The sequence below is a fragment of the Pseudactinotalea sp. genome (assembly GCF_048594945.1).
GTDB lineage: Bacteria > Actinomycetota > Actinomycetes > Actinomycetales > Beutenbergiaceae > Pseudactinotalea.
Genome location: NZ_JBMDXJ010000242.1, coordinates 1 through 12,126, shown reverse-complemented (window position 1 = coordinate 12,126; position 12,126 = coordinate 1). Strand labels below are relative to the sequence as shown.

The window sequence follows — 12,126 nt, the reverse complement described above, 5'->3', positions numbered from 1 at the left end:
TTGCAAGCAGGGGGTTGCGGGTTCGAGTCCCGCTGGCTCCACCAATCCGATGTCCTGCGACATCACAGTGTCCTGAACCAGGACACCGCTGGCTCCACCAATGACCAGAGGCCGCTCGCACTTGCGCGAAGCGGCCTCTGTCCTTGAGGAGCCACCCGGACTCGGGAGGAGGAACGGCCGCCGAGGGACGAGGCGGTCGTGACGACGGCTCCCGCTGGCTCCACCAACAACACAGGTCAAAGGCGGGGCAGGGTGCCCAGCAGCGCTGCGTGGAGCCCCTGATGGAGGGCATAGCGCAGGTCAGGGCTCAGTCTGGGCAGCGAGGGGTCGGCCTCGTAGGCGTCGAGAACCACAGCTGGCGGTGGGCAGTACGCCGACAACGCACCGGCCAAGATCAGGGCATGCAGGCAGAACATCTGGGCGCCGTCATCGAGCTCCGGCAGGTGCCGGCGGACGAGGTCGGTCATGGTCGCGAGGGCGTCCATCGACGCGTGCTTGTGTCGGAGCGCGACCGCCAGAGTGATGTTGTGTTCGAGGACAGCAGTCTGTGCCCCGAACAGGTCGCACAGCACGGGGCGGGCGGCGAGCGAGCGGCTCAGCACCTCGGCGAGCTGATTGGCACGCTGCTCCGCGGTCAGGCGCTCGTCGACGCCGGCGGCTAGCTCGTCGGACAGCTCTACCAGCCACGTCAGCAGGGAGGCGTCGAGCAACTCCAACAGCACCGCCTCGCGCGACTCGAAGTAGCGCAACAGGGCCGACTTGGCCAGACCGGCGCGGCGGCTCAGCTCGTTGAGGCTGACCTCGGCCACCGGCATCTCGTCGAGCATCGCTGCCGCTGTGTCCAGGATCGCCCGGCGCCTGATCTCGCGCTGTTCCTCGCTCCGCGCCCGCTGGAAGGACATGCTCTCAACCTAGCGTATTTACCACTGGTCGATTGACAGTGAACCGCCGGTCCCTTATTCTCACGATAACGAACCGTCGGTACATAAGGAGGAGTCGGATGGAGTGGACCGAGCAGCATGTTCCCGACCAGCGGGGGCGGGTGGCCGTGGTGACTGGGGCCAGCGCGGGCCTGGGCTTTGAGACTGCGAGGGTGCTCGCGAAGCGTGGCGCGTCGGTGGTGCTGGCCGTGCGCGATGCGAAGAAGGGCGAGCGGGCTGCGTCTCGAATGATCGGCGACGTCACCGTGCAGACGTTGGATCTGACATCGCTGGACTCGGTCCACGCCGCGGCCGGCGCGTTGCGTGAGCGACATCAGCGGATCGACCTGCTGATCAACAACGCCGGGGTGTTCTACACGCCGAAGCAGACCACTCATGATGGCTTCGAGCTGCAGTTCGGCACCAATCACCTGGGCCACTTCGCTCTGACCGGGCTGCTGCTGGACATGCTCCTGGCAGTGCCTGGCTCCCGGGTGGTGACGGTGAGCAGCACAGGGCACCGCATCCGGGCCGCGATCCACTTCGACGACCTGCAGTGGGAGCGGTCATACAACCGGGTCAGCGCCTACGGGCAGTCCAAGCTCGCGAACCTGATGTTTACCTACGAGCTGCAGCGACGGCTCGCGGTTCATGGCAGCACCGCTGCCGTGGCCGCACATCCCGGCTTGTCGAACACCGAGCTCGCCCGCAAGTCTGGTGCTCCGGCGCTCATCCGCGTGCCACTGACCTGGCTCGGTGCAAGCGCACAGAGCGCGGCGATGGGCGCGTTGCCGACCCTGCGAGCCGCCACCGATCCTGCTGTCCTCGGTGGGCAGTACTACGGCCCAGGAGGCCGCAACGAGGTGCGGGGATACCCGCGCACCGTGACCTCCAGTCCGGAGTCTTACGACCCCGTCGTGCAGCGCCGCCTCTGGGCGGCCTCTGAGGAACTGACGGGCGTCACCTTCCCTGTCTGATGGACTCCATCCATCTGGACGAGCAGCCGGTGGTCCTCGGCGCGTACGGCGGGAACTCGCTTTGCCGGGCCTACTGCTCGCCGAGGAACTCGGCGAGGATGTCGTTGAACGCGTCGGGCTGGCACAGGGGTGTGGGGTCGTTGGAGTTGGCCACGCGCACGAGTTGTGTCCGTGGCACGGCACGTTGGAGCTCCTCCATGAAGCGGATCGATCGTGGCCAGGAGTTCTCGCCGACGACGCCGAGGATCGGGTAGTTCGCTGCGTTGAGCGCCGGCGGGAAGTTGACGAGGTTGATTGCGCATCGGCTCTTGAGAGCATCGATCGGGCGCAGCTCCATCACGGCGTCGGAGAGGTACTCAGCCGCGTCCGGCCACCGGCGGTACTGGTCTCGCATGACACGAGCGAGGGTGCGACGTGGCAGCAGGTTGGAGGGCGACCCGGCGTACACGGACGCCAGCCAGAGAGCCTTGCTGACGGAGGTGGGCCGCGTGTCGCTGTAGGAGTCGACGACGACGAGTCGGTCGACGAGCTGCGGATGGCGTGCCGCTAGGTGTTGCGCGATGACGCCGCCGAAACTGACACCGCAGATCGTGGCACTCTCCTCCCCGAGGTGGCTGAGGAGCCGGGGGATGTCCTCGGTGATCTGCTCACGGATTCGCTTCCACCCGCGGATCGATGACGATCGGCCGACGCCTCGGGCGTCGAGCACGATCACGCGGTAGTCGCGTGAGAACCGGTCGACCTGCGCCGACCACATGCCGGCTCCGGCACTGATGGCGTGAATGAGCAGCAGGGGCGGACCCTCGCCATGGGTCTCGTAGTAGATCGAGCCGTCACGGGTGCTCAGCACGGGCACTCAACGATCACCGCCCGCGACATCGGTGGCAGCCCGGGCCTCATCCAGCACCTGTGAGTCGGCGTAAAGGCCATAGGTGTACAGCTCCAGCAGCGGATCGGCCATCTGCCGGGCCACGCTCTCCAGATCGGTGGCGCCCTCCAGCAGCACACCCAGCTGGCGTCGCATCACGAGCGGAGTGAGACCATGCAGCGTCACCAGCACGGCGAGCATGCGGGGATCGCTGTGCTCTCGGATCGTCCCCGCTGCCACACCGCCGTCGATCATCTTCTCGGTCTGTGCCACAAGCTGTTCCAGCAGCGACGCGGAGGAGTGCGGGTCGTCCACGAGCATCCGCACCACGTAGTCGAGCAGCACCGTCGCCGACCGTGCCTCGTGCAGCCACCGTCGGATGGTCGCGGCAGGGTCTGCGGCACCGAGATCGTCCTTGTCCTCGAACACCGCAGCGAGGACGTACTCGTCACACGCCCGGCGAAGCTCCGATTTGGAGCCGAAGTGGTGAGCGACCAAGGCCGAGCTGACCCCTGCCCGCGCCGCGACCGCGCGGACACTGGTCCCCGCATAACCGTGCGTGGCGAACAGTGCGAGTGCCGCGTCACGAACACGGGCGCGCCGCGTGAGGTCGCCCTCCCCTACTGATCGCATGATCAGTAAACTACACGATTGTTCAGCCGCCGGTGGTGGCGAAGAGGATGAGGGTCCAGGTCGCGAGGCCGAGGAACACCAGCGGGCTCGCCAAGCTGCGGTAGGCGCCGGCTCTGAGGTGAGCGATCACGGCCCCGAGGTAGTACAACGTCAGCCCGATCGCTGCCGCGAGCCCGATGAGGGGAACCCCCAGCAGCCCGATCAGGAGGCCAAGTGCGCCCGCGGTTTGCAGCGTCGCCAGCAGCGGAAGCCGATGCGGCGGCACATTCACCTCCGTGAGCGTGTCGGTGATGAACGGGGCTCGCGCGAACGAGGCAAGCGCCCCGAGGGCGTTGAAAACGATCGTGATGATCGTGACGATGGTCAGGATGGTCATGGACTCCGGCCCTCTCTCTTGCGGCACCGAGAATCGCCGCTCGAGGAGTACGACGACGTAGCGTGGGAGAACGGGACGTCAACCGCGCCATCCTGCCCTCGCGTCACGTTCGTCGATGCTGCGTCGTCAGTCATGTCGAGGCGTATCGAAGAAAGGAGCGAGTCGATGGAGGCACCCATCGAGGATCGACCGTTGCTGGTCAACATCGCGTATCGCATGCTCGGGTCGGTATCGGAGGCGGAGGATGCGGTCCAGGAGGCATCCACCCGCTGGTATGCGCTGAGCGGGGAGGAGCAGCGGCACATCTCGTCGCCGACCGGGTGGCTGGTGACCGTCACGACCCGGATCTGCCTGGACGTGCTCGGATCCGCGCGGGCGAGACGGGAGCGGTACGTCGGAGAGTGGTTGCCGGAGCCCGTGCCGGAGCTCGCTCGCTGGACGAGCCACACCGGTGCCGGCCGAGTGGCGGATCCGGCCGATCGGGTCTCGCTCGACGAGTCCCTCAGCATGGCGCTTCTGGTCGTGCTCGAGGCGATGACGCCCGCTGAGCGGGTGTCCTTCACGCTGCACGACGTTTTCGGCTACAGCTTTGCCGAGATCGGAGAGATCGTCGGGCGCTCGGAGGAAGCCTCCCGGCGGCTCGCCTCGTCGGCCAGACGTCGTGTGCGGGACTCCCGCAGAGCACGCGTCGACATCCGCGAGCACGAGCGCGTCGTGGCTCTGTTCAAGGCCGCCGTGGAGACCGGTGATCTCCGCGCACTCGTGGAGGTCCTCGACCCGAACGCCACCGTGATCCCCGACGGCGGTGGTCTCGTCGCCGCTGCGACTGCTCCTGTCACCGGTGCCGAGGAGATCGCCCGCTACCTCGTGGACCTGCGCGCGAACGTGCCGGGCCTGGCTTTCGAGATGACGACGGTCAACGGGCAGCCCGGACTGATCAGCCGCGAGTCTGCGGAGCGGCCGTCAGCCGTGATGGCGGTCGAGGTCGTGGGCGGACGGGTCGCTCGGATCTGGGCGATCCGCAACCCGCAGAAGCTCACCGGGTGGACCTGACCGCGCTATCTGTACTGAATTCACGACTATGTGAAATTAGTGTATGTTCGAGTCATGACGACAGTGATCCGTGCCGCAGGTCTACGGAAATCGTTCGGTTCGTTCCCTGCGCTGGACGGGCTCGACCTTGAGGTCGCCGAGGGGGATGTCCACGGCCTTCTGGGACCGAACGGAGCGGGCAAATCGACGACGATCCGGGTGCTGCTCGGCCTGTACCGCCCCAGCGGTGGAGAGGTCTCGCTGTTCGGCGAGAGCCCATGGGAACGGCCGGCGGAGCTCCATCGACGTCTGGCGTACGTCCCGGGCGACGTGAACCTGTGGCCGTCGTTGACCGGGGGTGAAGCGGTCGACCTGCTGATCCAGCTGCGAGGCCAGTCGCCAGCCGCGTCCGAGCGGGAGCGGCTGATCGAGGACTTCGAGTTCGATCCGACGAAGCGGATTCGCACGTACTCCAAGGGCAACCGGCAGAAGGTGGCACTGATCGCGGCGTTCGCCGTGCCTGCCGACCTCTACATCCTCGACGAGCCGACCTCGGGGTTGGACCCGCTGATGGCCCAGCGTTTCCAGGCCGAGGTCGCGCGAGTCGCGTCCCAGGGTGCGTCGGTGCTCCTGTCCAGTCACATCATGGCCGAGGTGGAGCAGGTCGCCGACCGGATCTCGATCATCCGCAAGGGCCGTCGAGTCGAGACCGGCACCCTGCAAGAGCTGCGCCACCTGACCCGCACCGAGTACGCGATCCCGATGCAGCTGCCGCCGGCCGTGCGCGATCGGCTGGCCAGGACCGCCCACGACGTCGTCGAGATCGACGCTCGCACCACGTTCGCGGTGGAGCCCGACCAGACACCTGCCGTGCTGGCGCTCCTGGCCGAGGCGCAGGTCTCCGGCCTGACGGCGGAACCGCCGTCGCTGGAGGCCTTGTTCATGCGTCACTACGGCGACGATCGTGCCGGAGAGCCCGACACCGCAGGTGCGCGATGACGGGAGTAGGGGTGCTGGTTCGGGTCGCGCTGCGGCGGGCTCGCGCCCAGCTGCTCCTGTGGGCACTGGGCCTCCTGGTGGGTGCCACGGTCTGCGCCGCGAACATCGCGAGCGGCTTCGGTGAGGAGTCGCTGCGCATCGCCTCGCTCGAGGTCGCGATCGAGAGCCCCGCCCTGCTGATCGGGCGAGGTCTGCCGATGGGTACGTCGGAAGGCGCGTTCCTCTTCTACACCTACGGCGTGGTGCTGGCGACAGCCTTTGCCCTCTTTGGGACGCTGTTCGCCGTTCGCCACGGTCGGGCGGAGGAGGATGACGGCACCAGGGAGCTGCTGCGCGCGGGAGCGACGGAACGCCTGTCGAGCCTGATCGCCATGTTCGTCGCCGGAGGGATCGCGACGCTGGGACTTGCCCTGGCCATGGTCATCGGCCTCGTCGCTGGTGGCGCGGACATGGCGGGCTCAGCCTGGGCCGGGGTGGCCTGCTTCCTCGTGGGGCTGCTGTCGCTCGCGGCTGGTGCGGTGTGCAGTCAGCTCGCACCCACGGCGCGGGCCGCCACCGGGTTGGGGGCAGGGGTCGTCGTGGCTCTCTTCGCCGTGCGTGTCGTCGCCGACGTCACCGCCGACATCGACCCCATGACGTTCGTCGAGACGCCCTCGCTGTTCGGCTGGCTCTCGCCGTTCACCCTCGCGCAGCTCGCCGACCCATACGGTGCCGTCAACCCGTGGCCGCTGCTCGTGCTGACTGCGGCGGCGGCGGTGGGAGTCGCAGCCGCCGTCGCGGTGGAGCGGCGCCGGGAGTTCGGAGCGTCGATCGTGCGCCCCACGCCGGGTCCGGCACACGCGCCGGCGACCTTGGCAACGCCGTTCCGGCTCACGCTGCGGCTCCAGCGAGGCACGCTCGTGGCGATGGTGCTGGCCGGGACGGGAATCGGAGCCTTCGCCGCCGTCCTCGCCTCTCTCGCCCTCAGCGGAGACGTGGAGAACGCGGCGATCGGCGATACGATCCGCGGCCTCGTCGGAGGCGATGGCCCTCTCTACGACCTGTTGCTCAGCTATGTCATGGTCCTCGTCGGTGAGTGCGCAGCCATCGCAGGCGTGCTGGTGGTCCTGCGCGCCCGGCGCGAAGAGGTCGGCGGCAACGTCGAGATCGTTCGTGGGACCCCCGTCGGTCCAGGCCAGTGGTTCATCGCGGTGCTTGCCGTGGGCGCCCTGTCGGTCGGGTTGGTCCTGGTGACCGCGTGGATCGGAGCTGCCGCCGTCTACCTCGCCCAGGGCATGGGTGGGCTCACGGTCCTCCACGTGCTGGCTGCGACTGCCGCACAGCTGCCGGCGACGGCGCTCTATCTTGGTGTCATCGCGCTCATCTTCGCCGCGCTGCCTCGCCTGACCGGTGCGATCGCGTGGACATTGCTCGTTCTGGGAATCATCCTCGCCGAGCTCGGCAGCAGGCTCGGCCTGCCAGACTGGGCGATCGCGGTCTCGCCGTTCAAGCACACGCCTCTCGTCACCATGCCGAACCCTGACTGGGGTGGCGCGATCTGGATGAGTGCGACAGCGGTGACGGCCATCGTGCTTGCCCTCGCCCTCTATCGCAGAAGGGATCTCAGCCCGTGACGCCCAACCCCGCGGATGACCACCGGGAACCCCGCGCTGACACGTTGCCCGACGACGAGACTCGCAAGTTCTCCGACGATCTGGCTGCGCTGCTGGATGCCGCGGGGTTCCCGCGCATGCCCGCTCGCCTCCTCATGGCGCTGTTGACCAGCCCCACCGGAGAGTTCACCGCCGATCAGATCAGCGAGGTCCTGGACGTCAGTCCGGCCGCTGTCTCGGGAGCGATCCGCTACCTGCTCTCCGTCCAGGTGCTTCGGGTGGGGTCGCTCCCCGGGACCCGACGACGGAAGTACGCCCTCGCCCCGAACTGGTACACCGCGACGCTGACGAGGCGCTCGCTCTACGGCGAGCTCTCGGGACTCGCGCAGGACCGTCCCGCGGCGATCGGACCCGACACGCCTGCGGGCCGACGGGTCCAGGAGATGGCCGACTTCTACGGATTCCTCCACCGCAAGTTTCCCGATCTGCTCAACGAGTGGGACCAACTTCGACGCGAGGAGTAGAGCGGTCACGCCTCACGTTCTCCTTCGCTACGTCGTCGTACCTGCAGAACGTCCACGAGAGAACGGAGAGCACGATCGTCCACCTCACGGGCCACATGAGTGGGGCACAGAACACGATCCTCGTCACCGGCGCCACAGGAATGCTCGGCCGCGCCGTCGTTGCCCGGCTTGTCGCTGAGGGCCTGACAGTGCGGGCCCTCAGCCGGCATCCGCGCCCGGCGACCGACGCGGTCGAGTGGGTCGTCGGCGATGTCGCGACCGGTGCCGGCCTTCAACACGCGACGGCGGGAGCGACCGCCGTCATCCATCTCGCCTCGGCTCCCTACCGCCGTTCGTACACCCGTGAGGTCGAGCTCGGCGGGACGAGCCGACTCCTCGCCGAGGCACGACTGGCGCGAGTCACGCAGTTCGTCTACACCTCGATAGTCGGGTGCGACCGGATTCCGTGGGGCTACTTCCGCACCAAGGTGGCGGCGGAGCATCTGGTGCGTGAGGGCCCGGTGCCGTGGACCATTCTGCGGCTCGGGCAGTTCTACGACTTCGTGGACCAGGCCCTCTCAGCTATGGCCCGGACGGGCGTGATGGTCGCTGACCGGCGAGTCGTCGCCCAACCCGTCGACACCGCAGACGTGGCGTCGAGAGTGGTGGCGACGCTGCGCGCCGGTCCCACTCGAACGATCGAGGAGTTTGCCGGACCTGAGGTTCTCGACCTCCGCACCGCGGCGCAGCAGTGGCTGGCGGCCACAGGAAAGCGCAGAGCGATGCTGCCTGTTCGCCTCCCGGGCGAGCTCGGGAAGAGGTTCCGCGCCGGACACCTGACCACGCAGTCCCAGCCACGGGGCACACGTCCCTGGCGCGACTATCTGCGCGACAAGTACACAGAGTCGGCGCTTGCCACGAGACGGGGATGAGCATGTACAAGTGGATCGTCAGAACCCAGGTGCGAGCGGTCTTCGACCGGATCAACGCTGGTGACCCGATGGCCATGGTCGATGGCCTGGCGCCCTCGTTCGAGTACCGCTTCCACGGCGACCACGCTCTGGGAGGCCGGCGCACCACGCGCGAGTCGATGATCCGCTGGTGGAACCGAGTCTTCAGCCTGCTGCCAGGAGCTCGGTTCGAGATCCGCGACATCCTCGTCAACGGCGGACCGTGGCGGACACGCATCGCGGTACGGGCCACCGTGTCGGGCGATCTACCCGGCGGCGTGCGGTACGAGAACACGGTGTTCCAGTTCATGACGCTCGCGTGGGGAAGGCTGGTCGCCGTCGAGACACTCGAAGACCTGCAGGTCCTCGAACGCGCGCTCGCCGCGGTTGCTGACGCTGGACATCCCGCCGCGCTCGCCGCTCCCTTGAACGACTAGTCATGTCTCCACACCCCGGACCTGCGACGCACCTCTCCGCGCGCACCCTGGCTGCGGAAACCGCCACGCCACGTGCCTGGGTCTGGGCCTCGGTGGTCTCGGTCGCCGCCGTGGCCGTGGCCGTGGTCTGGCTGGCCGTGCCCACCACGTATCCCTACGGGCCGGACAGCCGCGTGACGACGGGCCTCAACGCGCTCATGCCCCTGGTCCTCGGCGCCACGATCCTGCTGACGCTGGGCGTGCTCGGCATCGTCGTGGTCGGCATGAGGGCACGTGGGCGGTACGTCGTGGCCGGGTCCGCGCTGCAGGCCGCCGGCTTCGCGCTCGTGCTCGGTGATGCCAGTCTGCTCTCCTCACTCGGGTACGCCGCCGGCCTGATGGCACCGTTCCTCGTCATCACGTTTCTGGTGATGCTCGTCATCCGCTGGCCGCGAACCGGGGCCCTCATCCTGATGATCGTCGTGCTCGGCGTCGGTGCAGCCTGGGCCGCTGGGTCTCTCGACGGCGCTGTGTCGCTCGTCCGGACCTATCTCACCAACACGATCGGTGGGTTCGTGTCGTTTCTCGCGCCGGTCGCGTGGTCGTGGGCCATGGCCGGCGCAGCCGCCTGCTGGCTCTGGACGGTTGCGCACGAGATGTTCCGCAGGTCCTCCGGGCGAGCGGCCTGGATGGTGCCACCCCGCGTCGAGCGATGGGGCCGGGTCGCGACGATCATCGCCTCGCTCGGGGCCGTGCCGTTCGGACTGCTCCGCCTCACCTGGCTGACACCCTGGCCGATGGGCGGTGGCAGTGGCGAGCTCGTCATCGACCAGATGGACCCCGCTACTCGCATCCAGGGTGCGATGTTCATCCTGCCGTGTGCAGGCTCGGTGCTGCTCGTGCTCGGGCTGACGTTCCGGTGGGGTGAGGTGTTCCCGCGGTGGCTGCCCATCGTGGCGGGGAGGCCGGTCCCGGTCCGAGTGGTGACCCTCATCGGCGGGACCGTGGCGGCGGCGGTGACCTTGTCTGCGCCCGGGATGTTCGTGATGCCGTTCGTCACCGGCGATGACCCGACGACGGTGCTACTGCAGCTGTTCGTGTTTCCCCTCTACCTCTGGGGCCCGGCACTCGGCGCGGCCGTGCTCGCCTACTGGCTCCGCCGGACAGCCCCGACGGCCGCACAGCCGGTCGCCCGTACCACCACCTGATGGCGAGGAGCCTTCGATGCAGATCACGATCATCACGATCGGTTCCACTGGCGATGTCCTTCCGTTCACGGGGCTTGCCGCGAGACTGAGCGCCGACGGTCACGATGTGACGATCGCGACCCACGCGCAGTTCGAGGAGCTGGTCAGGTCACGGGGCGCGGGGTTCAGTCCGCTGCCGATGGACATGACGCGGGAGCTGAGCTCGCAACGCGGGCAGCGAGCGTTGCGCACCAGCGCCGCCGGCTCAACGGGCAACATCGGCCTCTACCGACGGCATTGGCGGGCCATCGGGGAAGCGATCGTTCGCGCCTCAGCGGACAGCGACATGTTGCTCCTCTCGGTCATGGCGTGGCAGGGCATCCACGTCGCGGAAGCTCTGAAGATCCCCAGCATGGGCGTCTACCTGCAACCCATGGACCCCACCGCCGCCTTTCCGCCCTGGACTCTGACGCAGCGTTCCTTGGGCGGGTGGGGCAATCGCGCCTCCGCTCGCGCGGTCCGGCTCCTGGGACAGCTACCGTTCAAGTCCACGACAGACGACCTACGCCGTGACCTCGGGCTCGCGCCCATCGGCATCCGCCGGCACTTCGCGAGCTTGGAGCAGAGCCGTTGGCCAACGGTCTACGGCTACAGCCCGTCGGTGCTGCCGGCTCCTACGGATTGGCCGGAGTGGCGTCCGGTCGTCGGCTATTGGTGGCCGGTCGCCGATCGAGAGTGGCGTCCGCGCGATGAGCTGACCGACTTCCTGGCAGCCGGTGAACCGCCCGTGCTGATCACGTTGGGGAGCATGACCCCCACGGACGCACAGGCGCAGCTGAGCACCATCCGGGCCGCCCTCGCGGCGTCGGGTCGGCGCGGCATCGTTCAGGCCGGCTGGGCGGGGTTGAAGCCACACGCAGACGATGGGCTGCTGCCGGTCGATGCGCTGCCGCACGAGTGGCTCCTTCCGCAGGTGAGTGCGGTGGTCCACCACGCGGGCGCCGGGAGCACGGCGGCCGGGCTGCGTGCCGGACTGCCGGCCGTCCCGCTGCCGTTGGCCGCGGACCAGCCGCTGTGGGCGAGCCGGCTGGTCGATCTCGGTGTCGCGCCGACGTCGATCCCGCTGCGGCGGCTCGACCGTGACAGGCTCACGTCCGCGGTGGTGCGCGCCACGTCCGAGGAGTCCTTCCGCGTGCGAGCTGAGCACGTCGCTGCGCGCCTGGCGACCGAGGACGGGGCCGAAGCGGTGGCTGAGGCCATCAGTTCCGGCCGCTACTGGTGACGCCCGGATGGAGGTCTGACCCATGGCGCGCATAGCCGTCTACTCACCGGCTGCGGCGGGGCACGTCAACCCCGCCCTGGGACTCGTGAGCGAGCTGGTTCGCCGCGGCCACCAGGTGACCTGGTCCGCGACCGCCGAGTTCGCGACCCGGATCAGCGAGACCGGCGCCGAGCACGTGCCCTACCGCTCCGCGTGGGCGGACCTGGCCGACCAGCGCGTTCCCCAGCTGCATGGGAAGGGGTTGTCCCAGGCTCTCCGGCTGCTCATCGAGGAGACCCAGTGCGTGCTCCCTCAGGTTGTCCAGGCGGAGCCGCCGGACCTGGTGATCCATGACGGCCCGCTCGCTTGGTGGGGGCGGCACCTGGCGCACCGGTGGCGGGTCCCCGCCGTC

Annotated in this window: 13 protein-coding genes and 1 pseudogene; 10 read left to right on the top strand and 4 right to left on the bottom strand. The window is 68.5% G+C overall.

Annotated elements, in window-relative coordinates:
• Positions 1-236: 236 nt before the first annotated feature.
• Positions 237-902 (bottom strand): TetR family transcriptional regulator, encoded by a 666-nt coding sequence (locus ACOJSN_RS10530; protein ID WP_420112451.1) that lies wholly within the window; start codon positions 900-902, stop codon positions 237-239.
• A 98-nt stretch (positions 903-1,000) separates the two neighbouring features.
• Between ACOJSN_RS10530 and ACOJSN_RS10525 the strand changes: the two genes are divergently transcribed.
• Positions 1,001-1,897 (top strand): SDR family NAD(P)-dependent oxidoreductase, encoded by an 897-nt coding sequence (locus ACOJSN_RS10525; protein ID WP_420112450.1) that lies wholly within the window; start codon positions 1,001-1,003, stop codon positions 1,895-1,897.
• Positions 1,898-1,967: 70 nt separating this feature from the next.
• Here ACOJSN_RS10525 and ACOJSN_RS10520 read toward each other — a convergent pair whose 3' ends face one another.
• The 3 genes from ACOJSN_RS10520 to ACOJSN_RS10510 are packed head-to-tail and all read right to left on the bottom strand — an operon-like array spanning position 1,968 to position 3,774.
• Entirely contained in the window at positions 1,968-2,747 is a 780-nt protein-coding gene (locus tag ACOJSN_RS10520; RefSeq protein WP_420112449.1) for an alpha/beta fold hydrolase, read from the bottom strand.
• A 6-nt stretch (positions 2,748-2,753) separates the two neighbouring features.
• A complete protein-coding gene (locus ACOJSN_RS10515; RefSeq protein WP_420112448.1) occupies positions 2,754-3,398 on the bottom strand; it encodes a TetR/AcrR family transcriptional regulator in 645 nt (214 codons plus the stop codon).
• A gap of 22 nt (positions 3,399-3,420) precedes the next feature.
• Positions 3,421-3,774, bottom strand: coding sequence for a DoxX family protein (locus tag ACOJSN_RS10510; protein ID WP_420112447.1), 354 nt, complete (start codon positions 3,772-3,774; stop codon positions 3,421-3,423).
• Positions 3,775-3,939: 165 nt separating this feature from the next.
• Here ACOJSN_RS10510 and sigJ point away from each other — a divergent pair, with 165 nt between their 5' ends.
• The 9 genes and pseudogenes from sigJ to ACOJSN_RS10465 form a co-directional block, all read left to right on the top strand.
• Positions 3,940-4,827 carry an RNA polymerase sigma factor SigJ gene (gene sigJ, locus ACOJSN_RS10505; protein WP_420112446.1) on the top strand — a complete coding sequence of 296 codons (888 nt, stop codon included), beginning with the start codon at positions 3,940-3,942 and terminating at the stop codon, positions 4,825-4,827.
• Positions 4,828-4,881: 54 nt separating this feature from the next.
• The gene (locus ACOJSN_RS10500; protein ID WP_420112445.1) at positions 4,882-5,805 is read left to right on the top strand and encodes an ABC transporter ATP-binding protein; all 924 of its coding nucleotides are present in this window, start codon (positions 4,882-4,884) and stop codon (positions 5,803-5,805) included.
• Positions 5,802-7,418, top strand: a complete 1,617-nt coding sequence (locus ACOJSN_RS10495; RefSeq protein WP_420112444.1) for a hypothetical protein — start codon at positions 5,802-5,804, stop codon at positions 7,416-7,418. Before ACOJSN_RS10500 ends, ACOJSN_RS10495 begins: the two co-directional genes overlap by 4 nt.
• On the top strand, positions 7,415-7,921 hold the full coding sequence (locus ACOJSN_RS10490; protein ID WP_420112443.1) for a GbsR/MarR family transcriptional regulator: 507 nt from the start codon (positions 7,415-7,417) through the stop codon (positions 7,919-7,921). The genes ACOJSN_RS10495 and ACOJSN_RS10490 overlap by 4 nt, the downstream gene beginning before the upstream one ends.
• A 95-nt stretch (positions 7,922-8,016) precedes the next feature.
• Complete coding sequence (locus tag ACOJSN_RS10485; protein WP_420112442.1) at positions 8,017-8,832, top strand: SDR family oxidoreductase; 816 nt, start codon at positions 8,017-8,019, stop codon at positions 8,830-8,832.
• Positions 8,829-9,287 carry a nuclear transport factor 2 family protein gene (locus ACOJSN_RS10480; RefSeq protein WP_420112441.1) on the top strand — a complete coding sequence of 153 codons (459 nt, stop codon included), beginning with the start codon at positions 8,829-8,831 and terminating at the stop codon, positions 9,285-9,287. Before ACOJSN_RS10485 ends, ACOJSN_RS10480 begins: the two co-directional genes overlap by 4 nt.
• Before the next feature lie 2 nt (positions 9,288-9,289).
• A complete protein-coding gene (locus tag ACOJSN_RS10475; RefSeq protein WP_420112440.1) occupies positions 9,290-10,474 on the top strand; it encodes a hypothetical protein in 1,185 nt (394 codons plus the stop codon).
• Between the two features lie 16 nt (positions 10,475-10,490).
• Positions 10,491-11,735 (top strand): glycosyltransferase, encoded by a 1,245-nt coding sequence (locus ACOJSN_RS10470; protein WP_420112439.1) that lies wholly within the window; start codon positions 10,491-10,493, stop codon positions 11,733-11,735.
• 22 nt (positions 11,736-11,757) lie between these two features.
• Positions 11,758-12,126, top strand: a pseudogene (locus ACOJSN_RS10465) (glycosyl transferase); the annotation flags it as partial.

Excerpts from the sequence above, each read along its gene's own strand:
- ACOJSN_RS10530 (WP_420112451.1), bottom strand. The coding sequence starts at position 902 with ATGTCCTTCCAGCGGGCGCGGAGCGAGGAACAGCGCGAGATCAGGCGC.
- ACOJSN_RS10495 (WP_420112444.1), top strand. The coding sequence starts at position 5,802 with ATGACGGGAGTAGGGGTGCTGGTTCGGGTCGCGCTGCGGCGGGCTCGC.
- ACOJSN_RS10525 (WP_420112450.1), top strand. The coding sequence starts at position 1,001 with ATGGAGTGGACCGAGCAGCATGTTCCCGACCAGCGGGGGCGGGTGGCC.
- ACOJSN_RS10470 (WP_420112439.1), top strand. The coding sequence starts at position 10,491 with ATGCAGATCACGATCATCACGATCGGTTCCACTGGCGATGTCCTTCCG.
- ACOJSN_RS10485 (WP_420112442.1), top strand. The coding sequence starts at position 8,017 with ATGAGTGGGGCACAGAACACGATCCTCGTCACCGGCGCCACAGGAATG.
- sigJ (WP_420112446.1), top strand. The coding sequence starts at position 3,940 with ATGGAGGCACCCATCGAGGATCGACCGTTGCTGGTCAACATCGCGTAT.
- ACOJSN_RS10480 (WP_420112441.1), top strand. The coding sequence starts at position 8,829 with ATGAGCATGTACAAGTGGATCGTCAGAACCCAGGTGCGAGCGGTCTTC.
- ACOJSN_RS10475 (WP_420112440.1), top strand. The coding sequence starts at position 9,290 with ATGTCTCCACACCCCGGACCTGCGACGCACCTCTCCGCGCGCACCCTG.
- ACOJSN_RS10510 (WP_420112447.1), bottom strand. The coding sequence starts at position 3,774 with ATGACCATCCTGACCATCGTCACGATCATCACGATCGTTTTCAACGCC.
- ACOJSN_RS10500 (WP_420112445.1), top strand. The coding sequence starts at position 4,882 with ATGACGACAGTGATCCGTGCCGCAGGTCTACGGAAATCGTTCGGTTCG.
- ACOJSN_RS10515 (WP_420112448.1), bottom strand. The coding sequence starts at position 3,398 with ATGCGATCAGTAGGGGAGGGCGACCTCACGCGGCGCGCCCGTGTTCGT.